Source organism: Leclercia sp. W6 (assembly GCF_003336345.1).
Lineage (GTDB): Bacteria > Pseudomonadota > Gammaproteobacteria > Enterobacterales > Enterobacteriaceae > Enterobacter.
The window spans coordinates 3,666,395-3,691,148 of the sequence record NZ_CP031104.1; the positions used below are offsets into that span (position 1 = coordinate 3,666,395).

General features: G+C 53.7%; 23 protein-coding genes. 2 read left to right on the top strand and 21 right to left on the bottom strand.

Features of this window, described 5'->3' with window-relative positions; translation table 11 throughout:
- The first annotated feature begins 62 nt into the window (after positions 1-62).
- The gene (yieH, locus tag DVA43_RS17945) at positions 63-728 is read left to right on the top strand and encodes a 6-phosphogluconate phosphatase (protein ID WP_103177619.1); all 666 of its coding nucleotides are present in this window, start codon (positions 63-65) and stop codon (positions 726-728) included.
- A 36-nt stretch (positions 729-764) separates the two neighbouring features.
- On the opposite strand, the gene DVA43_RS17950 is transcribed toward yieH, so the two are convergent.
- From DVA43_RS17950 to glmU, 8 genes are all read right to left on the bottom strand, one after another.
- On the bottom strand, positions 765-1,913 hold the full coding sequence (locus DVA43_RS17950) for an esterase (protein ID WP_371414040.1): 1,149 nt from the start codon (positions 1,911-1,913) through the stop codon (positions 765-767).
- Between the two features lie 156 nt (positions 1,914-2,069).
- The gene (gene phoU / locus DVA43_RS17955; protein ID WP_103177617.1) at positions 2,070-2,795 is read right to left on the bottom strand and encodes a phosphate signaling complex protein PhoU; all 726 of its coding nucleotides are present in this window, start codon (positions 2,793-2,795) and stop codon (positions 2,070-2,072) included.
- Between the two features lie 14 nt (positions 2,796-2,809).
- On the bottom strand, positions 2,810-3,583 hold the full coding sequence (pstB, locus tag DVA43_RS17960) for a phosphate ABC transporter ATP-binding protein PstB (protein ID WP_103177616.1): 774 nt from the start codon (positions 3,581-3,583) through the stop codon (positions 2,810-2,812).
- A gap of 47 nt (positions 3,584-3,630) precedes the next feature.
- A complete protein-coding gene (pstA, locus tag DVA43_RS17965; protein WP_103177615.1) occupies positions 3,631-4,521 on the bottom strand; it encodes a phosphate ABC transporter permease PstA in 891 nt (296 codons plus the stop codon).
- Positions 4,521-5,480, bottom strand: coding sequence for a phosphate ABC transporter permease PstC (gene pstC, locus DVA43_RS17970; protein WP_114316325.1), 960 nt, complete (start codon positions 5,478-5,480; stop codon positions 4,521-4,523). The genes pstA and pstC overlap by 1 nt, the downstream gene beginning before the upstream one ends.
- A gap of 128 nt (positions 5,481-5,608) precedes the next feature.
- Positions 5,609-6,649, bottom strand: coding sequence for a phosphate ABC transporter substrate-binding protein PstS (gene pstS / locus DVA43_RS17975; RefSeq protein WP_114316326.1), 1,041 nt, complete (start codon positions 6,647-6,649; stop codon positions 5,609-5,611).
- 322 nt (positions 6,650-6,971) lie between these two features.
- Entirely contained in the window at positions 6,972-8,801 is a 1,830-nt protein-coding gene (glmS, locus tag DVA43_RS17980; RefSeq protein ID WP_114316327.1) for a glutamine--fructose-6-phosphate transaminase (isomerizing), read from the bottom strand.
- Between the two features lie 179 nt (positions 8,802-8,980).
- Positions 8,981-10,351, bottom strand: coding sequence for a bifunctional UDP-N-acetylglucosamine diphosphorylase/glucosamine-1-phosphate N-acetyltransferase GlmU (glmU, locus tag DVA43_RS17985; RefSeq protein WP_103824237.1), 1,371 nt, complete (start codon positions 10,349-10,351; stop codon positions 8,981-8,983).
- Between the two features lie 343 nt (positions 10,352-10,694).
- On the opposite strand from glmU, the gene DVA43_RS17990 reads away from it, so the two are divergent.
- Positions 10,695-12,785, top strand: a complete 2,091-nt coding sequence (locus DVA43_RS17990) for a right-handed parallel beta-helix repeat-containing protein (protein WP_114316328.1) — start codon at positions 10,695-10,697, stop codon at positions 12,783-12,785.
- Positions 12,786-13,125: 340 nt separating this feature from the next.
- On the opposite strand, the gene DVA43_RS17995 is transcribed toward DVA43_RS17990, so the two are convergent.
- The 13 genes from DVA43_RS17995 to asnC form a co-directional block, all read right to left on the bottom strand.
- Entirely contained in the window at positions 13,126-13,545 is a 420-nt protein-coding gene (locus DVA43_RS17995) for a F0F1 ATP synthase subunit epsilon (RefSeq protein ID WP_039032217.1), read from the bottom strand.
- A 20-nt stretch (positions 13,546-13,565) separates the two neighbouring features.
- Entirely contained in the window at positions 13,566-14,948 is a 1,383-nt protein-coding gene (gene atpD / locus DVA43_RS18000) for a F0F1 ATP synthase subunit beta (protein WP_103824235.1), read from the bottom strand.
- Between the two features lie 31 nt (positions 14,949-14,979).
- Positions 14,980-15,843: a F0F1 ATP synthase subunit gamma gene (gene atpG / locus DVA43_RS18005; protein WP_103824234.1), complete on the bottom strand. Its 864-nt coding sequence runs from the start codon at positions 15,841-15,843 to the stop codon at positions 14,980-14,982.
- Between the two features lie 50 nt (positions 15,844-15,893).
- Positions 15,894-17,435, bottom strand: coding sequence for a F0F1 ATP synthase subunit alpha (gene atpA, locus DVA43_RS18010; RefSeq protein WP_103177607.1), 1,542 nt, complete (start codon positions 17,433-17,435; stop codon positions 15,894-15,896).
- 12 nt (positions 17,436-17,447) lie between these two features.
- Complete coding sequence (gene atpH / locus DVA43_RS18015; protein WP_103824232.1) at positions 17,448-17,981, bottom strand: F0F1 ATP synthase subunit delta; 534 nt, start codon at positions 17,979-17,981, stop codon at positions 17,448-17,450.
- Between the two features lie 14 nt (positions 17,982-17,995).
- Positions 17,996-18,466: a F0F1 ATP synthase subunit B gene (atpF, locus tag DVA43_RS18020; RefSeq protein WP_032615498.1), complete on the bottom strand. Its 471-nt coding sequence runs from the start codon at positions 18,464-18,466 to the stop codon at positions 17,996-17,998.
- Positions 18,467-18,518: 52 nt separating this feature from the next.
- Positions 18,519-18,758, bottom strand: a complete 240-nt coding sequence (gene atpE, locus DVA43_RS18025; protein WP_000429386.1) for a F0F1 ATP synthase subunit C — start codon at positions 18,756-18,758, stop codon at positions 18,519-18,521.
- A gap of 49 nt (positions 18,759-18,807) precedes the next feature.
- A complete protein-coding gene (gene atpB, locus DVA43_RS18030; RefSeq protein WP_040077702.1) occupies positions 18,808-19,623 on the bottom strand; it encodes a F0F1 ATP synthase subunit A in 816 nt (271 codons plus the stop codon).
- Positions 19,624-19,631: 8 nt separating this feature from the next.
- Positions 19,632-20,012, bottom strand: coding sequence for a F0F1 ATP synthase subunit I (gene atpI, locus DVA43_RS18035; protein ID WP_103824374.1), 381 nt, complete (start codon positions 20,010-20,012; stop codon positions 19,632-19,634).
- Positions 20,013-20,627: 615 nt separating this feature from the next.
- Complete coding sequence (gene rsmG / locus DVA43_RS18040) at positions 20,628-21,251, bottom strand: 16S rRNA (guanine(527)-N(7))-methyltransferase RsmG (RefSeq protein WP_103824231.1); 624 nt, start codon at positions 21,249-21,251, stop codon at positions 20,628-20,630.
- A 105-nt stretch (positions 21,252-21,356) separates the two neighbouring features.
- Positions 21,357-23,246 (bottom strand): tRNA uridine-5-carboxymethylaminomethyl(34) synthesis enzyme MnmG, encoded by a 1,890-nt coding sequence (gene mnmG, locus DVA43_RS18045; protein WP_114316329.1) that lies wholly within the window; start codon positions 23,244-23,246, stop codon positions 21,357-21,359.
- Positions 23,247-23,619: 373 nt separating this feature from the next.
- A complete protein-coding gene (gene mioC, locus DVA43_RS18050) occupies positions 23,620-24,069 on the bottom strand; it encodes an FMN-binding protein MioC (protein WP_103177602.1) in 450 nt (149 codons plus the stop codon).
- A gap of 90 nt (positions 24,070-24,159) precedes the next feature.
- Complete coding sequence (gene asnC, locus DVA43_RS18055) at positions 24,160-24,618, bottom strand: transcriptional regulator AsnC (RefSeq protein ID WP_032615488.1); 459 nt, start codon at positions 24,616-24,618, stop codon at positions 24,160-24,162.
- Between the last annotated feature and the right edge of the window lie 136 nt (positions 24,619-24,754).

The window sequence follows — 24,754 nt, forward strand, 5'->3', positions numbered from 1 at the left end:
AACGATTGCGTCACACCGTTATGCATAACGTAAACGTTAAACTTGTTAAGAAAGGGAAAGGCATGTCTCAGATTGATGCGGTATTTTTCGACTGCGACGGTACGCTGGTCGACAGTGAGGTCATCTGTTCCCGGGCGTATGTCACCATGTTCCAGGAATTTGGTATCACGCTCGATCTCGAAGAGACCTTCAAACGCTTTAAGGGCGTGAAGCTCTACGAGATCATCGACATCATTAATGCCGAACACGGCGTCAGCCTCGCGAAAGCGGATCTGGAGCCTGTTTACCGCGCCGAGGTCGCACGCCTTTTCGACTCGGAACTGGAAGCGATCGCCGGGGCCAGCGCCCTGCTGGATGCCATGGCGGTGCCGATGTGCGTGGTCTCTAACGGCCCGGTGAGCAAAATGCAGCACTCCCTTGGCAAGTTACAGATGCTGCACCATTTCCCGGAAAAACTGTTCAGCGGCTACGATATTCAGCGCTGGAAGCCCGATCCGGCCATGATGTTCCATGCGGCGAAAGCGATGAACGTCAACGTCGAGAACTGCATCCTGGTGGATGACTCTAGCGCAGGCGCACAGGCGGGGATCGCCGCGGGCATGGAGGTGTTCTACTTCTGCGCCGATCCGCACAACCCGCCGCTCGACCATCCGAAGGTGACAACCTTTACCGATCTGGCGCAGCTGCCGGCATTGTGGAAAGCGCGCGGCTGGAATATTACCCGCTAAGCAAATGCCCTCCCCGTATGGGGAGGGCTGATATTTTTACTTAAAGAGTTTTTGTACAAATTCCGCATAGGCCGGACGCCAGACGTCCATTTCATGATTCAGTCCGGGATACAGCTTGTAGTCAAATTTAATGCCCTGCTTTTCCAGCTCCGCTTTCAGCCCGGCGATATCTTTTCCGGTTACCGAATCATGCTCCCCTACCACTACCGTAAAATTATGCAGCTGTCCGTTGATAACATCGGGCTGCTTAAATCTTGCGGCTACGCCCTCGTCCGGTACGGTAGTTGTGGTAACGCCGCTGAAGGTTCCCAGCCAGCCAAAGCTGTCCAGGTGATTCATTCCGGAAACCAGCGCCTGGTATCCCCCCTGCGACAGACCCGCCAGCGCGCGGCCCTCCGCCTCTTTACGCACGTTGAAGCGGGTATCAATCAGCGGAACGATCTCGCTCATCAGCTCACGATCTGCGGCTTTAGCGTTGAGGTGATAAAAAGTTTTGCGTCTTTCGGCAGGCGGGAAGTTCTCAGGAATCGCTTCGGGAGTGTCGGTCTCCGTGTCGGGTACGACCACCAGCATAGGTTTGATTTTCCCCTCGGCCATCAGGTTATCCATGATTTGCGGCAGGCGGCCCTGATCGATGGCCGAAAGGCCGGTGTCCCCAAAACCATGATAGAAATAGAGAACCGGTAACGGTTCGCCTTTACCGTTATACCCCGGCGGGGTCCAGACATAGACGCGGCGTTCAGCGTTGAGCGCCTGCGAATGCCAGGTCAGGGTGGTCAGATCGCCATGGGGAACCGGACGATCGTCCAGAATGCTGCCGGGGACCAGAATCAGGCTGGTATTGACCTGGCGCTGGGGTTTTGGATAGCGGCTGCCCGTGTCGCTGGAGCGAAAACCGTCAATATCGTAGAAATATTCATACAGGTTCGGAGCCATAGGCTCGCTTTTCCATGACCAGACGCCGTTTTTATCTTTCGTCATATCATGGGAAACCCAGGTTTCCGGCATCGATCCCGTCACCACGGAGACCCGCTTCGCAGCAGGCGCAAACAGGCGAAAGGTAATACTTTTATCCGTATTAACCTGCGTGACATAGTGGCTAACCGGCATCGCCGGATCGGGTGTGGCAGGAAAGGGGGCGGCGTTAACCGGCATTCCAGTACTTATTCCAATACTGATTGCCATAGCCAGGCATGCTAATGATTTTTTCATGTTCCATCCTTTGCTGTTTTTCGTCCCACGTTAGCGCGTTTCGGTCGTCAGGCAACGGATGAAGGTAAATAATGTGATTGCACCAGAAATAATCACGCCAGTAAGTACTGGCGTGATGAGAGGATGATATTACTCTTTCGGATCTTTACCCGCCAGCATCTTGTCCAGCTCGTCGCCACCCACATGGCGGAAATCCTGACCCTTCACGAAGTAGAAGATGTATTCGCAAATGTTCTGGCAACGGTCACCGATACGCTCGATAGAACGGGCGCAGAACAGCGCGGTCAGGACGCTTGGAATGGTGCGTGTGTCTTCCATCATGTAGGTCATCAGCTGGCGCACGATGCCTTCGTACTCCTGGTCAACTTTCTTGTCTTCCCGATAAATACGCACCGCTTCATCCAGATCCATACGCGCAAAGGCATCCAGCACATCATGCAGCATCTGCACGGTGTGACGCCCCAGCGACTCCAGGCTCACCAGCAGCGGCTGGTGTTGCTGGGAGAATTTCTCCAGCGCGGTGCGGCAGATTTTGTCCGCCACGTCGCCAATACGTTCCAGCTCGGCGATAGTTTTGATGATCGCCATGACCAGACGCAGGTCGCTCGCTGTCGGCTGACGCTTGGCGATAATGCGCACGCAGGCCTCGTCGATCGCCACTTCCATCATGTTGACATGTTTATCGCCTTCCACCACGCGCTTCGCCAGCTCGCTGTCCTGGTTATGCATTGCGGTGATCGCGTCAGAAAGCTGCTGCTCGACCATTCCGCCCATGGTCATCACCTGGGTGCGGATACTTTCCAGCTCTGCGTTGAACTGGCCGGAAATGTGTTTATTAAGATTGAGATTATCCATTGCGCACTCCTGAATCAGCCGTAGCGTCCGGTGATGTAGTCTTCTGTTTGTTTCTTCGCAGGCTTGGTGAACAGGTCGTCCGTTTTACTGAACTCAATCAACTCGCCCAGGTACATAAATGCTGTGTGGTCGGAACAACGGGCAGCCTGCTGCATGTTGTGGGTCACGATCACCACGGTGTAATCCGCTTTCAGCTCGGTGATCAGCTCTTCAATACGCCCGGTGGAGATCGGGTCCAGCGCTGAGCACGGCTCATCCAGCAGCAACACTTCCGGGCGAATGGCGATACCGCGCGCGATGCACAGACGCTGCTGCTGACCACCGGAGAGAGAGTACCCGCTCTGGTGAAGTTTATCTTTGGTTTCGTTCCACAATGCGGCCTTGGTCAAAGCCCACTGCACGCGTTCATCCATATCGGCGCGGGAGAGCTTCTCGAACAGGCGCACACCGAAGGCAATGTTGTCATAAATCGACATCGGGAACGGCGTAGGCTTCTGGAACACCATACCCACTTTCGCGCGCAGCAGAGCGATATCCTGGGTATTGGTCAGAATGTTGTCGCCATCCAGCAGGATCTCGCCTTCGGCGCGCTGCTCCGGATAAAGCGAATACATTTTGTTAAAGGTACGCAGCAGCGTGGACTTACCGCAGCCAGACGGACCGATGAACGCGGTAACCTGGTTTTTAGCAATATCCAGGTTGATGTTCTTCAGGGCATGGAACTTACCGTAGTAGAAGTTCAGGTCACGAACCGAAAGCTTACCCGGAGCAGTATTCACCATACTCATTGACTCATTTCCTCATCCGGCGCCGCAGTGTGCCACGCCGTCAATAATTAACCGTGTTTCTTCTTCGCGAAAATAACGCGCGCCAGAATGTTCAGTAACAGTACGCACAGGGTAATAATCAGTACCCCGGCCCAGGCCAGTGACTGCCATTCGGCAAACGGGCTCATCGCAAATTTAAAGATCGTCACCGGCAGGTTGGCGATCGGCTGCATCATGTCCGTGCTCCAGAACTGGTTTGAGAGCGCGGTAAAGAGCAGCGGTGCCGTTTCACCGGCGATACGGGCAACGGCCAGCAGCACACCTGTCAGGATCCCCGAGATGGAGGCTTTCAGGGTGATGGCAGAAATCATCTTCCACTTTGGCGTACCCAGTGCGTAGGCCGCTTCACGCAGGCTGTCCGGCACCAGTTTCAGCATGTTCTCGGTGGTACGAATAACGATAGGCACCTGCAACAGCGCCAGCGCAATCACACCCGCCCAGCCGGAGAAGTGTTCCATCTGCGCCACCACGATGGTGTAGACGAACAGGCCGACCACAATCGATGGGGCAGAGAGCAGGATGTCGTTGATGAAGCGAATCACTTCTGCAATCCAGGATTTACGGCCATACTCCGCCAGGTAAATGCCCGCCATGATGCCAAGTGGCGTGCCGAAGACGGTCGCCCAGAGGATCAGCAGGCCGCTGCCCGCCAGGGCGTTTGCCAGACCACCACCTGCCGTATTTGGCGGCGGTGTCATTTCGGTAAACAACGCCCACGACATGCCGTCGATGCCGCGCGCCACCGTGGAGAACAGGATCCAGATCAGCCAGAACAGACCAAACGCCATGGTCGCCATGGAGAGCGTCAGGGCGAGGCGGTTTTTCATGCGGCGCTTCGCCTGCATTTTGCGGCGGGATTCCGCCAGCTCCGCGGTATTTTGCATTTCGAGCGTAGCCATTAGCGTGCCCCCTCATTTTTCGCCAGGCGCATGATCATCAGTTTGGAGATCGCCAGAACAATGAAGGTGATAACAAACAGAATTAAGCCCAGTTCCATCAGCGCGGCTACGTGCAGGCCCGACTCCGCTTCAGCGAATTCGTTCGCCAGCGCCGAGGTGATGCTGTTGCCCGGCATATAGAGCGAGGCGCTGTCGAGCTGGTAGGTATTACCGATGATAAAGGTCACTGCCATGGTTTCACCCAGCGCACGACCCAGACCCAGCATAATGCCGCCGATTACCCCATTTTTGGTGAACGGCAGGACGATACGCCAGATAACTTCCCAGGTGGTGCAGCCGATACCGTAGGCCGACTCTTTCATCATCACCGGGGTCTGTTCGAAGACATCGCGCATGACAGCCGCAATGTACGGAATAATCATGATGGCGAGGATCACGCCAGCCGCCAGGATGCCGATACCGAAAGCCGGACCGGAGAATAGCGCGCCCACAAACGGGATGGCGGAAAGGACGTTACCTACCGGCTCCTGAAAGTAGGTCGCGAACAGCGGAGCGAAGATAAACAGACCCCACATGCCGTAAACGATACTTGGAATGGCCGCCAGCAGTTCAATGGCAATACCCAGCGGGCGTTTCAGCCAGTTTGGCGCCAGTTCGGTCAGGAACAGGGCGATACCGAAGCTCACCGGCACCGCAATCAGCAGCGCGATAAACGAGGTCACCAGCGTGCCGTAGATAGGCACCAGCGCACCGTAGATATCGTTCGGTGCATCCCACTCTTTGGTCCACAGGAAGGAGAAACCAAATTTCTGGATGCTCGGCCAGGAGGAGAAAATCAGGGACACGATAATGCCGCCCAGCAGCAATAGCACAATCAGCGCAGCCAGTTTTACCAGCGCGCTGAAAATCATGTCACCTTTTTTACCCGGAGGGTTAAATGCAGGCTTGGTTGCAGCCATAAATTACTCTTCTGTTTGAGACGTCTTACGAATATGCCCGGTGACGCTTACGCTTGCCGGGCCTACAGTCGGAACCGTAGGGCGGGTTAGCGCCAGCGCTACCCGCCATCTTCGTCAAAAATATCCTGTTAGTACAGCGCTTTACCGCTGCTGTCTTTCACGTTGGTTTTCCATGCAGCACGAATCTGCTCAACCACGCTGTCCGGCAGGCTGGCGTAATCCAGGTCGTTAGCCTGTTTGCCGCCATTTTTGTATGCCCAGTCGAAGAACTTCAGCACTTCAGCACCCTGCTCTGGCTTCTTCTGATCCTTGTGGACCAGGATGAAGGTGGTAGAGGTGATTGGCCATGCATTTTCGCCTTTCTGGTTGGTCAGATCCTGAGCGAAAGATTTGCTCCAGTCAGCGCCTTTGGCTGCGTTAGCAAAGTTCTCTTCGGTCGGGCTGACCGGTTTGCCGTCGGCAGAAACCAGTTTGGTGTACGCCAGGTTGTTCTGCTTGGCGTAAGCGTATTCTACGTAGCCGATGGAGCCAGGCAGACGCTGTACGAACGCGGCGATACCGTCGTTACCTTTACCGCCCAGACCGGTCGGCCAGTTAACGGTAGAGCCGGAACCGACTTTGGATTTCCACTCTTCGTTCACTTTCGCCAGGTAGCTGGTGAAGACGAAGGAGGTACCGGAACCGTCAGCACGACGAACCACAGCGATGTTCTGCGAAGGCAGCTTAACGCCCGGGTTCAGTTTGGTGATGGCTTCGTCATCCCATTTTTTGATTTTGCCGAGGTAGATATCACCCAGGGTTTTGCCATCCAGCACCAGTTCGCCGGACTTCAGGCCAGGGATATTCACCGCCAGCACAACACCACCGATAACGGTCGGGAACTGGAACAGGCCTTCCTGATTCAGTTTCTCATCCGACAGCGGAGCATCAGATGCGCCGAAATCAACGGTATTTGCGGTAATTTGTTTAACGCCACCGGAGGAGCCGATACCCTGGTAGTTCACCTTGTTACCAGTCTCTTTCTGGTAGGTATCAGCCCATTTGGCATACACCGGCGCAGGGAAGGTTGCACCAGCGCCAGTCAGGCTTGCCTCTGCAAAAACAGAGAACGCGCTCATCGATAAGGTCGCGGCGACAACAGTTGCGACAGTGGTACGCATAACTTTCATAATGTCTCCTGCAAGATTTTCGTAAATCGTTGTTTAGTGGCTACGATGAGCAAAATAGGACAAAGAGGTGACAGATAAATGTACGAATTATGACAGTTTTATGACAAAGAAAATCGCGCAGAAAAACCAGCAAAATAATCTATTATTATCAGGTATTTATATTGAAATATGACAGATTGATTTCAGGTAAATTTTCTTTCTGTGACACTGAAAAAAATAGCCGAAGATGACAGTTTGTCATAGAACGCAAGGTAAAAAAGCAGGCGAAAAAACGCGCAGAAAGGATAAAAAAAGCTCCACCCGAAGGTGGAGCCTGAGAGGATTACTCTACGGTAACGGACTTCGCCAGGTTACGCGGCTGGTCGACGTCAGTGCCTTTGATCAGCGCAACGTGGTAAGCCAGCAGCTGCAGCGGAACGGTATAGAAGATCGGGGCAATCACCTCTTCCACATGCGGCATCTCGATGATGTGCATGTTGTCGCTGCTGGTAAAGCCGGCATCCTGATCCGCGAAGACATAGAGCACGCCGCCACGGGCGCGGACTTCTTCGATGTTGGACTTCAGTTTTTCCAACAGTTCGTTGTTCGGTGCCACCACGATAACCGGCATATCCGCGTCGATCAGCGCCAGTGGACCGTGTTTCAGCTCACCTGCCGCGTAGGCTTCAGCGTGGATATAGGAGATCTCTTTGAGCTTCAGCGCGCCTTCCAGAGCAATCGGATACTGATCGCCACGACCCAGGAACAGGGAATGATGCTTGTCGGAGAAATCTTCCGCCAGCGCTTCAATGCGCTTGTCCTGGGAGAGCATCTGCTCAATACGGCTCGGCAGCGCCTGCAGACCGTGCACGATATCGTGCTCAATCGCCGCATCCTGACCTTTCAGACGGGCCAGTTTCGCCACCAGCATCAGCAGAACTGTCAGCTGGGTGGTGAACGCTTTGGTAGAGGCTACGCCGATTTCGGTACCGGCTTTGGTCATCAGCGCCAGATCGGATTCACGCACCAGCGAGGAGCCCGGTACGTTACAGATCGCCAGCGAGCCCAGATAGCCCAGCTCTTTGGAGAGACGCAGCGCCGCCAGGGTATCAGCGGTTTCACCGGACTGGGACAGGGTGATCATCAGGCTGTTACGACGCACGGCGGATTTGCGATAGCGGAACTCGGAGGCGATCTCCACATCGCACGGCACGCCTGCCAGCGCTTCAAACCAGTAGCGGGAAACCATACCGGAGTTGTAGGAGGTGCCGCAGGCCACGATCTGAATGTGCTCAACTTTTGCCAGCATTTCGTTGGCGTTAGCACCCAGCTCGCTCAAATCCACTTCGCCGTGGCTGATACGCCCGGTCAGGGTGTTTTTGATGGCATTCGGCTGCTCGTAGATCTCTTTCTGCATGTAGTGACGGTAAGCGCCTTTATCACCCGCGTCGTACTGCAGGTTGGATTCGATATCCTGACGTTTTACCGGCTCGCCAGATTTATCAAAGATTTTGACGTCACGGCGGGTCACTTCTGCAATATCGCCCTCTTCCATGAAGATAAAGCGACGGGTCACCGGCAGCAGCGCGAGCTGATCGGAGGCGATAAAGTTCTCACCCATCCCCAGACCAATCACCATCGGGCTGCCAGAGCGGGCTGCCAGCAGGGTAGACGGGTCGCGGCTGTCCATGATCACGGTGCCGTAGGCGCCGCGCAGCTGTGGGATCGCACGCAGTACGGCCTCACGCAGCGTACCGCCCTGCTTCAGCTCCCAGTGAACCAGGTGGGCAATCACTTCGGTATCGGTTTCAGAGACGAAGGTGTAACCACGCGCGATAAGTTCTTCACGCAGCGGTTCATGGTTTTCGATGATGCCGTTATGCACCACCACAATGTGTTCAGAGACGTGCGGGTGCGCGTTGCCTTCCGAAGGTTCACCGTGGGTCGCCCAACGGGTATGGGCAATACCTGTGCCACCGTGCAGCGGGTTCTCTTCCGCGGCCTGTGACAGCATGTTTACTTTACCGAGGCGACGCAGACGGGTCATATTCCCTTCAGCATCAACCACTGCCAGACCGGCAGAGTCATAACCACGGTATTCCAGACGACGTAAACCTTCGAGAAGGATTTCAGCAATATCACGCTGCGCGACTGCGCCAACAATTCCACACATAGTTTTAGATTCCGAATAGAGGCTTTCGCCTGCGTTGTCGCTGACCTGTTATGCCCTTTCCGGGCGCCCCGAGCCTTGTAGAGAATGGGGTTATATTTATGGGTACTGCTGATGGGCGGGGGATTATGTTATCCCCTCATCCCGAATCCTCTCCCGGAGGGGGAGAGGAAATAATCCGCTTACTTCTTTTTCACCGGGCGTTTCCAGCCCTGCTTATGCACCTGCGGCACACGGCTTAACACCAGCTCGTTCTCCGCCACATTGCGGGTAACGGTCGTGCCCGCCGCAATGGTTACGCCTTTACCAATCGTCACGGGTGCCACCAGCTGCGAATCCGATCCCACAAACACGTCGTCACCAATAATGGTTTTAAACTTGTTCGCGCCATCGTAGTTACAGGTGATAGTCCCGGCGCCGATATTCACGTTATCGCCAATCTCTGCGTCGCCCAGATAGGTCAGATGGCCAGCTTTCGAGCCTTTGCCCAGACGCGCTTTTTTCATTTCGACGAAGTTGCCGACGTGTGCGCCTTCCAGCAGCTCAGCGCCCGGACGCAAACGGGCGAACGGCCCGATAGTGCAGGCGGCGGAGAGATGAGCATCTTCAACCACGCTATAAGGGCTGATTTCGCAGTCGTCACCAATGACGCTGTTTTTGATCACACAACCGGTGCCAATTTTGACGCGGTTACCCAGCGTTACGTTGCCTTCCAGAATAACGTTAGTATCGATTTCGACGTCGCGCCCGTGGCTCAGCACCCCACGCAGATCGAAACGCGCCGGATCGCGCAGCATCACGCCCGCCAGCAGCAGCTTTTCAGCCTGCTCGGACTGATATACGCGCTCCAGACGGGACAGCTGAAGACGGTTGTTCACCCCTTCCACTTCGCTTAAGCGATCCGGATGAACGGCAGCGATCTCGCGGCCTTCCTGATACGCCATCGCGATGATATCGGTGATGTAGAATTCGCCCTGGGCGTTATTGTTGTTCAGCTGTGACAGCCAGCGCTTCATGTCCGCGCCGTTGGCGATCAGAATGCCGGTGTTAATTTCCTGAATTTCACGCTGTGCCTCGGTGGCATCTTTGTGCTCAACGATGCCCGTCACCTTGCCGTTATCACGGGTGATACGGCCATAACCGGTTGGATCATCCAGCTTAACGGTCAGCAGACCGATCCCGCCCTGCGGTTTTGCAGCACGCAGACGGGTCAGCGTCTCAACGGAGATCAACGGCACATCTCCGTAGAGCATCAGGATGTCTTCGTCGTCAGAGAAGAACGGGGAGGCCTGCTGCATGGCGTGGCCGGTGCCCAACTGTTCTGCCTGCAGAACCCAGTTGAGTTTGTCATCACGCAGCGTCTGCTTCAGCAGATCGCCGCCGTGACCGTAGACCAGATGCACCTGGCTGGCGCCAAGATCGTTAGCGGCATCAATGACATGCTGCACCATCGCTTTCCCTGCAAGGGTGTGCAGCACTTTAGGAAGATCGGAATACATGCGGGTGCCTTTGCCTGCGGCAAGGATGACCACGCTCATTGCAGTGTTCAACATACACGTCCTGACTGTAATTTGAGTGAAAAGTAAAACCCTTTGGCGTTGAAAATTCTACATATTTTGCGCCAAAAAATGGAGTGACGGTAAAACGCACAACGTTGCCTGTTTCGGGCAAATTAACGGTCCTTTTTACCGCAGATTAAAGGGCTTTGCCTGTGAAATATAGCGCCCTTTAGCGAACTCTCCAGCCCTCCCAACATCTTAGCTATTTTTTCGCTCTATTAATAAAGCCTGTTATAAGCAAAACACTGTTTTAATTATCTGAATGTGTGACACACAAAAAAGAAACACTGTTTTATTCTGATGATAATAGCGCTCAATTATTACTCAGGAGAATAAGATGAAGTCTAAAATACCTCTGGCCCTGATGATGTGTAGCGCCTTTTCCGCTATGGCAACAGAACAACCTCATGTCTGGAAAGCCATCGCCTTTGGGCAATCAACGGATCTGAATTTTTCCTCCAACGTGCTGCCCGAAAAAATCGGCGTCAATGATGTGACCATCGACGGGAAAAAGCTCTCACCCCAGGAGAGCGCTGACCTGGCGAAAGCCATCACCCTGGAAAGCCGGGGCGGCAAAATCGCCAACTCCCACGACGGCTTAACGTTTTTCTATACCGAGCTGCCGACGGCAGAAAATTTCGTTTTGCAGGCCACTGTCCGGGTCGACCAGTTTGGGCCGGAGAATGGCGCGAAACCTGCCGCGCAGGAGGGCGCCGGACTGCTGGTGCGCGATGTCCTCGGCAACCCGCGCCAGCAACCGCTAAAAACGGGTTATGAAGAGTTTCCGGCGGCATCGAATCAGGTGATGAACGCCATCATGACCCAGGATAAAAAAGACCATCAGCGAGTAAAAATGCAGGCTATCACCCGGGAGGGGATCAGCCATCCCTGGGGTGATGCCGGAGCCGCCATTAAGAAGCAGAGTTATAAGGAAGAGGTGGATCTGAGCCAGACGCCGGAATTTCGCCTGAAACTCCAGCGCACCGACGACGGCTTTATTACCGCCTGGGCCCCGCTGGACAGCGACACCTGGGTGAGCAAGCGCGTGCCGCGCGCTGACCTGATTTCGGTACAGAACAAGGATCACTATTACGTCGGCTTTTTTGCCTCCCGCAATGCCAAAATAACGGTCACTAACGCCTCGCTCACCACCACCAGCGCCCATACCGTGCCTTCGGAGCCCTGGCAGGCAGAGCCACTGCCGGTCGTGGTGCAGCTGGCGTCCGGTACGGTCAGCGCTTCGCCAGATTACCTGCTGCAGGCGCGCGCTAATGAGGACGGGGTATTTAGCGTAAGACAAAACGAAGTGGTGATCGGTAATGAGAAAGCGGTGAAAGCAGGCGAGATGTACACCCTGCCAGCCCGCCTGGAGCAGACCAGCACCTTCACGGTGACCTTTACGCCTGCTCATGGCACGCCAGTGAATCAGCAGCTCACCGTCGAACGCATTGCGGACAGAGATACGACGCACCTGTATGCCGCTCCGGACGGAAAAGCGGATGCACAAGGCACCGCCGATGCGCCACTGGATCTCGCCACCGCCATCGCCCTGCTGGCGCCCGGTGGCAAACTGGTGCTGAAAAGCGGCGATTACCCGCAGAGTGAGATCCCCGTCGCTGCCAGCGGCAGCAGCGATAAACTCAAAACCCTGCAGGCAGACGGTAAAGTGGTGATCCACGGCCTGCTGCTTGATGCCAGCTACTGGCATATCAACGGTATCGACGTGACCGGCAAAAGTTTGCGCGTCCAGGGTAGCCATAACCTGATCGAGCGCGTCACGGCCTACCGCAACGATGATACCGGGATCCAGATCTCCTCCCCGGAAAAAATTGGCCGGCCATTATGGGCAAGCTATAACCGGGTTGTGGATTCTGAATCTTACGCCAATGAAGATCCCGGCAAGATTAATGCCGATGGCTTCGCGGTGAAAATGCGGGTGGGGGAAGGTAACCGGCTGGAGCGTTGCTATTCCCACGACAATATCGACGACGGTTTTGACCTGTTCAACAAGATTGAAGATGGCGCAAACGGCGTGGTCGTGATCGAGAACTCGGTTGCCAGCAACAATACCAGTAACGGCTTTAAGCTCGGCGGAGAAGGGCAGCCTGTTGCGCATCAGATCCGCAATAGCAAAGCCACGGGCAATCACCTGGACGGCTTCACCGATAACTTTAACCCCGGCAGGCTGGTGGTGGAGAACAATATCGCGGTGGATAACCAGCGCTTTAACTATATCTTCCGTCCAAGCCCGTACGGCGATGTGACCACTCAGGGAACCTTTACCGGCAACGTATCGATCCGTAATAAGCCAGGCGAGTACGACGATGCGGTAACAGGAAACATTGATAACACGAACTACTTTATCAAGAAGGGTAAAAGCGTGAACAGTGAAGGGAAGGAACTGGATAAAACGCAGGTAAAAATGTAGGTACCAGGGAGGCGCTTCGCTTATCACACTACGGTAAGCGTGGCGCCACCCGGCATATCAGCACTTAGTGGTTGAACGTACCGAAAGAGACGTTCATGTTGCTGAAAAGGGCGATGATTTTGTTGATCGTTTTCATGATGGCATCCTGATATTTTTGGAGTTCAGTTATGTGATATTCATCACAAAACGAAGTCTACTCCTGACTATTCTGCCGATCAATCTTTTTGTGATCTAAATCACAAAATAATAAAACATCGTTTTAGTTTCAGATTTTCTGAAACGGATCCATAAAAAAAGCCAGTCTGGAGACCAGACTGGCTTTCGTGCTTTCAAGCCGGTGTTACATCGCTTTTTTGGTCAACTCGATAACGCGCAGTTTCGCGATCGCTTTGGCCAGCTCTGCAGACGCCTGAGCGTAATCCACGTCGCCATGAGAGCTCTTAATGTGCTCTTCTGCTTTACGCTTCGATTCCAGAGCTCGCGCTTCGTCGAGATCCTGGCCACGAATTGCGGTATCAGCCAGTACGGTCACGCTACCAGGCTGCACTTCAATAATGCCGCCAGACAGATAGATAAACTCTTCATGACCGAACTGTTTAACGATGCGGATCATACCAGGCTTAATGGCGGTGAGCAGCGGGGCGTGACCCGGGAAAATACCCAGTTCACCTTCGCTACCCGTTACCTGGATTTTCTCGACCAGACCAGAGAACATTTGTTGCTCTGCGCTGACGACGTCCAGGTGGTAAGTCATTGCCATATCACCCTCCGATTAAGGCGTTAAAGTTTTTTGGCTTTTTCCACGGCTTCGTCGATGGAACCCACCATATAGAACGCCTGCTCCGGCAGGTGATCGTATTCGCCTTCCATGATGCCTTTAAAGCCACGGATGGTGTCTTTCAGCGCAACGTATTTGCCCGGAGAACCGGTAAATACTTCTGCTACGAAGAACGGCTGGGACAGGAAGCGCTGGATCTTACGCGCACGTGCTACCACCAGTTTGTCTTCTTCAGACAGTTCATCCATACCCAGGATGGCGATGATGTCTTTCAGTTCCTGATAACGCTGCAGCAGGGACTGTACGCCACGCGCGGTGTCGTAGTGTTCCTGACCCACTACCAGTGGATCCAGCTGACGGCTGGTGGAGTCCAGCGGGTCAACGGCCGGGTAGATACCCAGAGATGCGATCTGACGGCTCAGTACCACGGTTGCGTCTAAGTGCGCAAAGGTGGTTGCTGGGGATGGGTCAGTCAAGTCATCCGCAGGTACGTATACCGCCTGAACGGAGGTAATAGAACCGGTTTTGGTAGAGGTGATACGTTCCTGCAGAACACCCATCTCTTCCGCCAGGGTCGGCTGGTAGCCTACCGCTGATGGCATACGACCCAGCAGTGCGGATACTTCCGTACCGGCCAGGGTGTAACGGTAGATGTTGTCGACGAACAGCAGTACGTCACGACCTTCGTCACGGAATTTCTCAGCCATGGTCAGACCGGTCAGCGCAACGCGCAGACGGTTTCCAGGTGGCTCGTTCATCTGGCCGTAAACCAGGGATACTTTATCCAGAACGTTGGAGTCGGTCATTTCGTGGTAGAAGTCGTTACCCTCACGAGTACGCTCACCTACGCCCGCAAACACGGAGTAACCGGAGTGCTCGATCGCGATGTTACGGATCAGCTCCATCATGTTTACGGTTTTACCTACACCCGCACCACCGAACAGACCAACTTTACCGCCCTTCGCAAACGGACACATCAGGTCGATAACTTTGATGCCGGTTTCCAGCAGTTCCTGAGAGCTGGACAGCTCTTCATAGGAAGGTGCTGCGCGGTGGATAGCCCAACGCTCTTCTTCGCCGATATCGCCTTTCATGTCGATCGGCTGACCCAGGACGTTCATGATACGACCCAGGGTTGCTTTACCTACTGGTACTTCAATTGGGTGCTCGAGGTCTTTTACTTCCAGACCACGACGCAGACCGTCGGAAGAACCCATGGCGATGGTACGCACGATACCGCCACCGAGCTGCTGCTGAACTTCCAGCACCAGATTTTCGTTACCATTCTGAACCTCAAGAGCATCGTACACGCGCGGTACGGCATCCTGAGGGAATTCGACGTCAACTACGGCGCCGATTACCTGGACAATCTTTCCAGTAGCCATCTTGAATCCTCTATGTAATTCGTAAACCTGGTTAAACCGCGGCGGCCCCCGAGACGATCTCGGTGAGTTCCTGAGTAATGCTGGCCTGACGAGCTTTGTTGTATACCAACTGCAGCTCTTTGATCAGGCTGCCACCATTATCGGTAGCGGCTTTCATCGCCACCATACGTGCGGCCTGCTCGCTAGCCAGGTTTTCTACCACGCCCTGATAAACCTGAGATTCAACATAACGACGCAGCAAGGTATCCAGCAGCGGTTTTGGATCCGGTTCATACAGGTAATCCCAGGCTTTATGTTTTAACTCTTCATCTTCTGATGCCGGTAACGGCAGCAGCTGAGTGAGGGTCGGAACCTGGGACATGGTGTTAATAAATTTGTTATTTACAACGTACAGCCTGTCCAGACGGCCTTCATCATAGGCCTGCAACATCACTTTAACCGGACCGATCAGTTCGGACAGGGACGGGTTATCACCCATACCGGTCACCTGGGCAACAATATTGCCGCCTACGGAATTGAAGAAAGAGACGCCCTTAGAGCCGATCATCGCGATATCGCTTTGAACGCCTTTATCGGACCATGCTTTCATATCCGCCAGCAGCTTTTTGAACAGGTTAATGTTCAAGCCGCCGCACAAACCACGGTCGGTAGACACCACCAGGTAGCCCACGCGCTTAACGTCGCGTTCTTCCAGGTAAGGGTGCTTATATTCCAGATTACCGCTCGCAAGGTGACCAATCACTTTGCGCATGGTATCTGCATAAGGACGGCTGGCCGCCATACGTTCCTGCGATTTACGCATTTTGGAAGCGGCGACCATCTCCATCGCTTTAGTGATCTTTTGCGTGTTCTGGACGCTTGCGATCTTACTACGTATCTCTTTTGCGCCGGCCATGAGCTTCTCCTCAATGCCTTGCGGTCTGCCCTAAGACAGACCGCCAGACGTTACCAGGACTGGGTTGCTTTGAAGGAATCGAGCAGGCTCTTCAGCTTGCCTTCGATTTCGTCGTTATAGCCACCGGACTGGTTGATCTCTTGCATCAGTGGAGCATGGTCACGGTCAGCGTAAGCCAGCAGTGCGGCTTCAAAGCTACCGATTTTCGCCAGTTCTACATCCCCCAGATAACCACGTTCTGCTGCGAACAGTACCAGGCCCTGCTGTGCGACTGACATAGGGGCATACTGTTTCTGTTTCAGCAGCTCGGTCACTTTCTGACCGTGGTCAAGCTGTTTACGGGTTGCATCGTCAAGATCGGATGCAAACTGGGAGAACGCTGCCAGTTCACGATACTGTGCCAGTGCGGTACGGATACCACCGGACAGTTTCTTGATGATCTTGGTCTGCGCTGCACCACCTACACGGGATACGGAGATACCCGGGTTAACCGCCGGACGAATACCGGAGTTAAACAGGTTGGTTTCCAGGAAGATCTGACCATCGGTAATGGAGATTACGTTGGTCGGAACGAACGCAGAAACGTCACCCGCCTGGGTTTCGATGATCGGCAGAGCGGTCAGAGAACCGGTTTTGCCTTTCACTTCACCTTTGGTGAAGTTCTCAACGTATTCCGCGTTAACGCGGGATGCACGCTCCAGCAGACGGGAGTGCAGATAGAATACGTCGCCCGGGAATGCTTCACGTCCAGGTGGACGACGGAGCAGCAGGGAAACCTGACGGTAAGCAACAGCCTGTTTAGACAGGTCATCGTATACGATCAGTGCATCTTCACCGCGGTCACGGAAGTATTCGCCCATTGCGCAACCGGCATACGGTGCCAGGTATTGCAGTGCAGCAGATTCAGAAGCGGTCGCCACAACAACGATGGTGTTGGACAGCGCGCCGTGCTCTTCCAGTTTACGAACCACGTTAGAAATGGTGGACGCTTTCTGGCCGATAGCCACGTACACACATTTGATGCCGGAATCGCGCTGGTTGATGATCGCATCGATTGCCATCGCGGTTTTACCGGTCTGACGGTCACCGATGATCAGCTCACGCTGGCCACGGCCGATTGGGATCATGGCGTCAACGGATTTATAACCGGTCTGCACCGGCTGGTCGACGGACTGACGGTCGATTACGCCTGGTGCGATAACTTCGATTGGGGAGAAGCCATCGTGCTCAACCGGACCTTTACCGTCGATTGGCGCACCCAGGGTGTTCACCACGCGACCCAGCAGGCCGCGGCCAACTGGAACTTCAAGAATACGGCCAGTACACTTAACCTTCATGCCTTCGGCGAGGTCAGCGTAAGGACCCATCACAACTGCACCTACGGAGTCGCGCTCCAGGTTCAGTGCGATAGCGTAACGGTTACCCGGCAGGGAGATCATTTCACCCTGCATACAATCGGCCAGGCCGTGGATGCGGATAACACCGTCGCTTACAGAAACAATAGTACCTTCGTTGTGAGCTTCACTCACAACACTGAACTGAGCAATGCGCTGCTTGATCAGTTCGCTGATTTCGGTGGAATTCAGTTGCATGCTCCAGTCCCCTTAAGACTGCAAGACGTCTGCAAGGCGCTCAAGACGGCCGCGTACGCTGCCATCAATGACCATATCACCCGCACGGATGATTACGCCTGCCATTACAGACTTATCGATATTGCAATTCAGCTTCACTTTGCGTGACAGACGTTTTTCCATCGCGGCGGTGATTTTCGCAAGCTGTTCGTTACTCAGTTCAGTCGCAGAAGTTACTTGAACTTCAACAGTGGCTTCACTGAGGGCACGCAGGTGCTCAAACTGCTCGAGAACATCCGGGAGCGCTTTAAGACGACCATTTTCTGCCATTACCCGAATCAGGTTCTGGCCGTTGGCGTCCAGCTGCTCACCGCAAATGGCGATGAACGAATCGGCGAGCGTTTCAGGCGCCAGGGCGCCAGAAAGCATCTCAGCCATATGTTCGTTTTTCGTTACCTCAGCGGCAAACGCCAGCATGTTCTGCCAGCGATCGACATTTTGGTGTTCGATAGCAAAGTCAAAAGCTGCTTTGGCGTAGGGGCGAGCTACCGTAACAAATTCAGACATCAGCCCCTCCCTCCTTACAGTTCAGCGACAAGTTTGTCCACGATGTCGCTGTTAGCAGCTTCATCCACGGAACGTTCGATGATCTTCTCGGCGCCAGCAACAGCCAGAATCGCGACCTGCTTACGCAGCTCTTCGCGAGCACGTTTACGCTCGGCATCAATTTCTGCCTGCGCTTGTGTCACGATTTTAGTACGTTCCTGTTCTGCTTCAGCTTTCGCTTCGTCCAGGATCTGAGAACGACGTTTGTTCGCCTGCTCGATGATTACCTGGGCTTCCGCTTTCGCTTTTTTCAGCTGGTCGGTCGCGTTGGCCTGTGCAAGGTCCAAATCTTTCTTAGCGCGTTCTGCAGAAGCCAGGCCGTCAGAAATTTCTTTCTGACGTTTTTCGATGGCAGCCATTAAAGGCGGCCATACATACTTCATGCAGAACCAGACAAAGATAACAAACGCGATGGCCTGGCCGAGGATTGTTGCGTTCATGTTCACAGCACAATACCTCTTTAAATTTACAACTGTGGCTTAGGGTTTAAACGACTTACTACGCGACAGCAAACATCACGTACAGACCCAGACCTACAGCGATCATCGGGATAGCATCCACCAGACCCATAACGATAAAGAACTGAGTACGCAGCAGAGGAATCAGATCTGGCTGACGCGCTGCGCCTTCCAGGAATTTACCCCCGAGGATGCCGATACCGATCGCAGCACCGATAGCCGCCAGACCCATCATCACAGCGGCAGCCATGTACAGCAGATCCATATTCAGGTTTTCCATGACAGTCTCCAGTTTGTTTCAGTTAAAACGTAGTAGTGTTGGTAAAGAATCAGTGCTCTTCAGACGCCATCGACAGATAGACGATCGTCAGAACCATGAAGATAAAGGCTTGCAGCGTAATGATCAGGATGTGGAAAATGGCCCACGGCACATTCAGAACCCACTGTGACCACCACGGCAGAAGACCCGCGATCAGAATGAAAATCAGCTCACCCGCATACATGTTGCCGAACAGTCGCAGACCGAGGGAAATCGGTTTGGACAGCAGGCTAACGCCTTCCAGAATCAAGTTGATCGGAATAAACGCCCAGTGGTTGAACGGCTGCAGGGTAAGCTCTTTCACGAAGCCGCCTACACCTTTCATTTTGATGCTGTAGAAAAGAATCAGGATGAATACGCCCAGCGCCATAGACAGGGTGATGTTCACGTCAGCAGACGGCACCACACGCAGCGCAGGCAGACCGAAGATATGCTCGCCGATAAACGGCAGCAGGTCGATCGGCAGCAGGTCCATCAGGTTCATCAGGAAGACCCAGACAAAGACGGTCAGCGCCAGCGGTGCAATCACCTTGCTCTTACCGTGATACATGTCTTTGACGCTACCGTGAACGAAGCCAATGATCATTTCGATGAACGTCTGGAATTTCCCTGGAACGCCGCTGGTCGCACGTTTCGCAACGCCGCGGAAAATGGCCAGGAACAACAGACCCAGTACCACCGAGAAGAACATGGAGTCGATATTGATCGTCCAGAAGGTGGCTGGGGGGTTATGCGGATCCACCAGCGAGAATGTACGCAGGTCGATCTGAAGGTTGTTCAGATGGTGACCTATGTAATCCTGCGGCGTCATATTTTCTGAAGCCATGATGCCTTTTACCCTTTGTTATTGATTACAGCTGGCGCCAGAATTTGTACCACCAGCACCAAAACCCACGTCACTATCAGCGGCAAAAATACCACTTTAAAAACCGCCAGCGCCACCACCAGGAGGGCAAAGGTCAACAACACCTTACACACTTCGCCGAGGGCGAAGGACCAGGCCATGCGGCCTTTGGCAGGTGTATGCGCCTGATGACGCCAGGCAAAAATCATAAACAACATGTTTGGCACAACCACTGCCAAACCTCCGCTTACCGCAGAGATGCCCCAGAAGGGGTCTTTGAGGCAGAACAGCAATCCACTTGCTATCACCGCCAGAAACTGAATGAACAGAAGCTTACGAGCAACGTTTCGACTCAAGAGCGACACTGATATCACGTTTTTACTCCTGCTCACTTCGAGGTATGTCGCGTGTCGTATAAAACGTTCTTTAAGGCTCAGAGTCAAGCAGCAAAAAGCGGACAAATTATACGGTGCGTCCCCGTGATTTCAAACAATAAGTAGCGAAAAGGTGAATAAATGTTTAAATATTTTTCCCCGGCGCTATTTCTTAACTTTTCGCCAAACAATGAATGGCGCGTCAAAACTGCAAACAACGCGGAAACGTTGACGATAAAGCGTGCACGAGATCACAAAATAGACATTTACGATAAGGTCGAATAAATTAAAGCGGTAAAACGTTATATTTCATCTTTTTGATATTAAAGATTAATTTCAGCAACTATTCTCAAAACAGCCCTGTATACAACAAAAACCTTTTATTGACATTTTTAATAAATATTTAACATTACAATCTGATTACTCTTCCCTACTTTTAGCAAGCTGATATTTTCGGTGTTTATTATCTTTTGGGTTAACTACACGCCCAGGTTAACCCAAAGAAAATCCACAGTAAAAAAGCGGTTAAATAAGCCCTGTTTACTTCTTAGCCTGACGCGTAATTTTTAACATACTAAGAACAGCACAAATTCCACATTTTTTATTATATTTTTAAAAAGATTTTGGCTTAACAATCACCAGATGACGTTCGCCTTCCAGCTGGGGAACGTGCAATTTAATCGCCTCTTCCATCTCAAAACCTTCAGGCATCTGCGCGATTTCCTCTTCCGGCAGCACCCCTTTCAGGGCATAGAAGCGGCCATTTTCCGCAGGCAGGTGCTTACACCAGTCGATCATGTCATTGAGGGAGGCAAAGGCCCGGCTGATCACGCCATCAAACGGCGGTTCGGCGGGAAACGCCTCTACCCTACTCTGCACCGGATGAATATTTTCCAGCTTCAGTTCATGCTGAACCTGACGCAGGAAGCGTACGCGCTTGCCCAGGCTGTCCAGCAGCGTGAAATGGCTCTCGGGACGCACGATAGAGAGCGGAATGCCCGGCAGACCCGGTCCCGTTCCCACGTCGATAAAACGCTCTCCTTTGAGATGCGGCGCCACCACGATGCTGTCGAGGATGTGACGAATCAGCATCTCGTTCGGATCGCGAACCGAGGTGAGGTTATAGGCCTTGTTCCATTTGTGCAGCATATCGACATACCCCACCAGCTGATTTTTCTGGTGATCGGTGAGCGAAATACCGGCTTGTTCCAGCAGACGAGTGAGTTTGTTGAGCACGGTGAATACCTGTTGAGATAGGTGCTGGCGGGTAGCGCTACGCGACCCCGCCCTACGGAATTCTGTAGGCCCGGTAAGCGCAGCGCCACCGGGCAGTTCTTACAATTAAGCGCTACGGCGCAGCATACCCTGTTTTTTCAGCCACACCAGCAGAATGGAGATGGCCGCAGGCGTGACGCCTGAAATACGCGATGCCTGGCCAATAGACGACGGCTTATGGTCATTCAGCTTGGCGATCACCTCATTGGAGAGGCCGTTAACCAGACGGTAATCCAGCGTGGCGGGCAGGATCGTACTCTCGTTACGCTGCTGTTTCTCGATCTCATCCTGCTGACGAGCGATATAGCCTTCGTATTTCACCTGGATTTCGACCTGCTCAGCGGCCTGCACGTCTTCCAGACCCGGCGCAAACGGCGTCATCTGGATCAGCTGCTCGTAGCTCATCTCCGGACGACGGAGCAGATCTTCCCCGCTGGCTTCACGGGAGAGTGGCGCCGACAGGTGAGCATTCACTTCGTCTACAGACTCGGCGGTTGGGTTGACCCAGGTCGATTTGAGGCGCTGACGTTCACGCTCGATGTTCTCCAGCTTCTCGTTGAAGCGCGCCCAGCGTGCGTCATCCACCAGCCCCAGCTCACGACCGATTTCGGTCAGGCGCAGGTCGGCGTTGTCTTCACGCAGCATCAGACGATATTCCGCGCGGGAGGTAAACATGCGGTACGGCTCTTTGGTGCCGAGGGTGCAGAGGTCGTCCACCAGCACGCCCAGGTAAGCCTGAGAACGACCCGGCGCCCAGCCCTCTTTTTCGGCCGAGAAGCGCGCGGCGTTCAGACCAGCCAGCAGCCCCTGAGCGGCAGCCTCTTCGTAACCGGTTGTGCCGTTGATCTGGCCTGCGAAGAACAGACCCTGGATAAATTTGCTCTCCAGGGTTGGCTTCAGGTCACGCGGATCGAAGAAGTCATACTCAATGGCATAGCCCGGACGGACGATCTTCGCATTCTCCATCCCCTGCATGGAACGGACGATCTGCATCTGCACGTCGAAAGGCAGGCTGGTGGAGATACCGTTCGGGTAGATCTCGTTGGAGGTCAGCCCTTCCGGCTCCAGGAAGATCTGGTGCTGGTTACGATCGGCGAAGCGCATCACCTTGTCTTCGATCGACGGGCAGTAGCGCGGGCCGATCCCTTCGATCACACCGGCATACATCGGGCTACGATCGAGGTTACTGCGGATCACGTCATGGGTTTTCTCGTTAGTGTGCGTGACATAGCACGGCACCTGGCGCGGATGTTGATCCACGCTGCCCATGAACGAGAAGACCGGCATCGGGTTATCGCCGTGCTGTTGGGCCAGCACGCTGAAATCAATGGTGCGGGCGTCGATACGCGGTGGCGTACCGGTTTTCAGGCGGCTGACGCGCAGAGGCAGCTCGCGCAGACGGCGCGACAGTGGAATGGACGGCGGATCGCCAGCACGGCCACCGCTGTAGTTATCCAGTCCGATATGAATTTTGCCATCGAGGAAGGTTCCGACGGTCAGCACGACGGCTTTGGCACGGAACTTCAGACCCATCTGGGTCACGGCGCCAACGACACGATCGTTTTCCACAATCAGATCCTCAACCGCCTGCTGGAAGATCATCAGGTTCGGTTGATTCTCCAGCGCGGTGCGTACGGCCTGGCGGTAGAGCACGCGGTCCGCCTGAGCACGGGTCGCCCGAACGGCGGGGCCTTTGCTCGCGTTTAGTATCCTAAACTGGATACCCGCATGATCGATCGCGGTTGCCATCAGGCCGCCAAGTGCATCCACTTCTTTTACCAGGTGTCCTTTCCCAATGCCGCCAATCGCCGGATTACAGGACATCTGTCCTAGCGTGTCGATATTGTGTGTCAAAAGCAGGGTCTGCTGACCCATTCGCGCCGCGGCCATTGCGGCCTCGGTGCCTGCATGACCCCCGCCAATGATAATGACGTCAAAAGGATCCTGATAAAACATGGTGGTCTGCCTCGCGTAAAGCGGTAAGAAAATGGATTGAAGCCCGGGCCGTGGATTCTACTCAACTTTAGTCGTTCGAGAAAGCACTGGGATCCTGGCTATTAAAAAGAAGATCTTTTTATTTAGAGATCTGTTTTATTGTGATCTCTTATTAGGATCGCGGGTTTCTGTGGATAAGCCGGATCTCCCAAAGAAGATCATGTGCTTAGAGAGGATCGTTTGCTGTGAATGATCGGTGATCCTGTGACGTATAAGCTGGGATCAGATCGCGATGTTATACACAGCACAAAAAGTCATCACGGGTTGTTCTTTGGATAACTACCGGTTGATCCAAGCTTTTAACCAGAGTTATCCACATCTGATCGCACGATCTTTAATCTGTTTTGAGTAAATTTTTCCATTCCGCCAGCCAAAGTTCGGCTGGATCTTCCGGAATATCATGATCGAGGATGTTGATCTTCAGCGTTTCACCGATCTGTTGTGCCCCGCAGGACTTCAGTTCGGTCTCGACCTTCTCAACGGCGCCGCAGAAGGTGTCGTACTCCCGGCTGCCAATACCAATGGCACCAAACCGGACGTTCGTCAGGTCGGGCTGCTGCTCTTTTAACTCTTCATATAAAGGAAGAAGGTTATCCGGAAGATCCCCCGCACCATGGGTGGAGGTGATCAACAGCCAGATCCCATCGAGCTGGAGATCCTCTAATAACGGTCCATGCAGCGTTTCAGTAGAAAAGCCCGCGTCTTCCAGCTTTTCGGCCAGGTGTTCCGCGACATATTCAGCACCGCCAAGAGTGCTGCCGCTAATAAGAGTAATGTCCGCCATTGATCGCTCGCTCAGATAAACAGGGGGACATTGTACGCTGTGAACGAGCTGGGATCTACCTGTGGAAAATGTGGTAATTATTTTGCCCTGTTACGGGCGGATGGTACGCATGATCGGGTTCTGCAGGGAGATCAACGTCTCGGTGGACTGAATTTCATCGATTGTTTGGATCTTGTTGATAAGTACCTGTTGCAGGGCGTCGATCGATCGGCACATCACCTTAATAAAGATGCTGTAGTGGCCTGTGGTGTAGTAGGCCTCGGTCACTTCATCCAGCGCATTCAGCTTTGCCAGCGCCGAGGGGTAGTCTTTGGCGCTCTTGAGGATGATGCCGATAAAGCAGCAAACGTCATACCCCAGCTGTTTCGGACTGACATCAATATGGGCGCCGGTGATGATCCCCGCCTGTTTCATCTTCTCTACGCGCACGTGAATAGTCCCCGGGCTGACACCAAACTGTTTTGCCAGTTCTGCGTAGGCAGTACGTGCATTGGCCATCAGCGCCTCGAGAATGCCGCGGTCCAGATTGTCGATCTGATAATTTTCCATAGCTTTTTCTTATGAAGATTAATGAATCACTCTATTTTAGCGGGTAATTTTATCGATTTAAAAGTGAGTCGGGAGTTTTATTGTTGGATTATTGAAAGAGGTTCTTTTTTGTTGCTTAATCAATGCCAACAGGACG

Coding starts and splice junctions, on each gene's coding strand:
- yieH (WP_103177619.1), top strand. CDS start 63: ATGTCTCAGATTGATGCGGTATTTTTCGACTGCGACGGTACGCTGGTC.
- DVA43_RS17950 (WP_371414040.1), bottom strand. CDS start 1,913: ATGGCAATCAGTATTGGAATAAGTACTGGAATGCCGGTTAACGCCGCC.
- phoU (WP_103177617.1), bottom strand. CDS start 2,795: ATGGATAATCTCAATCTTAATAAACACATTTCCGGCCAGTTCAACGCA.
- pstB (WP_103177616.1), bottom strand. CDS start 3,583: ATGAGTATGGTGAATACTGCTCCGGGTAAGCTTTCGGTTCGTGACCTG.
- pstA (WP_103177615.1), bottom strand. CDS start 4,521: ATGGCTACGCTCGAAATGCAAAATACCGCGGAGCTGGCGGAATCCCGC.
- pstC (WP_114316325.1), bottom strand. CDS start 5,480: ATGGCTGCAACCAAGCCTGCATTTAACCCTCCGGGTAAAAAAGGTGAC.
- pstS (WP_114316326.1), bottom strand. CDS start 6,649: ATGAAAGTTATGCGTACCACTGTCGCAACTGTTGTCGCCGCGACCTTA.
- glmS (WP_114316327.1), bottom strand. CDS start 8,801: ATGTGTGGAATTGTTGGCGCAGTCGCGCAGCGTGATATTGCTGAAATC.
- glmU (WP_103824237.1), bottom strand. CDS start 10,351: ATGTTGAACACTGCAATGAGCGTGGTCATCCTTGCCGCAGGCAAAGGC.
- DVA43_RS17990 (WP_114316328.1), top strand. CDS start 10,695: ATGAAGTCTAAAATACCTCTGGCCCTGATGATGTGTAGCGCCTTTTCC.
- DVA43_RS17995 (WP_039032217.1), bottom strand. CDS start 13,545: ATGGCAATGACTTACCACCTGGACGTCGTCAGCGCAGAGCAACAAATG.
- atpD (WP_103824235.1), bottom strand. CDS start 14,948: ATGGCTACTGGAAAGATTGTCCAGGTAATCGGCGCCGTAGTTGACGTC.
- atpG (WP_103824234.1), bottom strand. CDS start 15,843: ATGGCCGGCGCAAAAGAGATACGTAGTAAGATCGCAAGCGTCCAGAAC.
- atpA (WP_103177607.1), bottom strand. CDS start 17,435: ATGCAACTGAATTCCACCGAAATCAGCGAACTGATCAAGCAGCGCATT.
- atpH (WP_103824232.1), bottom strand. CDS start 17,981: ATGTCTGAATTTGTTACGGTAGCTCGCCCCTACGCCAAAGCAGCTTTT.
- atpE (WP_000429386.1), bottom strand. CDS start 18,758: ATGGAAAACCTGAATATGGATCTGCTGTACATGGCTGCCGCTGTGATG.
- atpB (WP_040077702.1), bottom strand. CDS start 19,623: ATGGCTTCAGAAAATATGACGCCGCAGGATTACATAGGTCACCATCTG.
- mnmG (WP_114316329.1), bottom strand. CDS start 23,246: ATGTTTTATCAGGATCCTTTTGACGTCATTATCATTGGCGGGGGTCAT.
- mioC (WP_103177602.1), bottom strand. CDS start 24,069: ATGGCGGACATTACTCTTATTAGCGGCAGCACTCTTGGCGGTGCTGAA.
- asnC (WP_032615488.1), bottom strand. CDS start 24,618: ATGGAAAATTATCAGATCGACAATCTGGACCGCGGCATTCTCGAGGCG.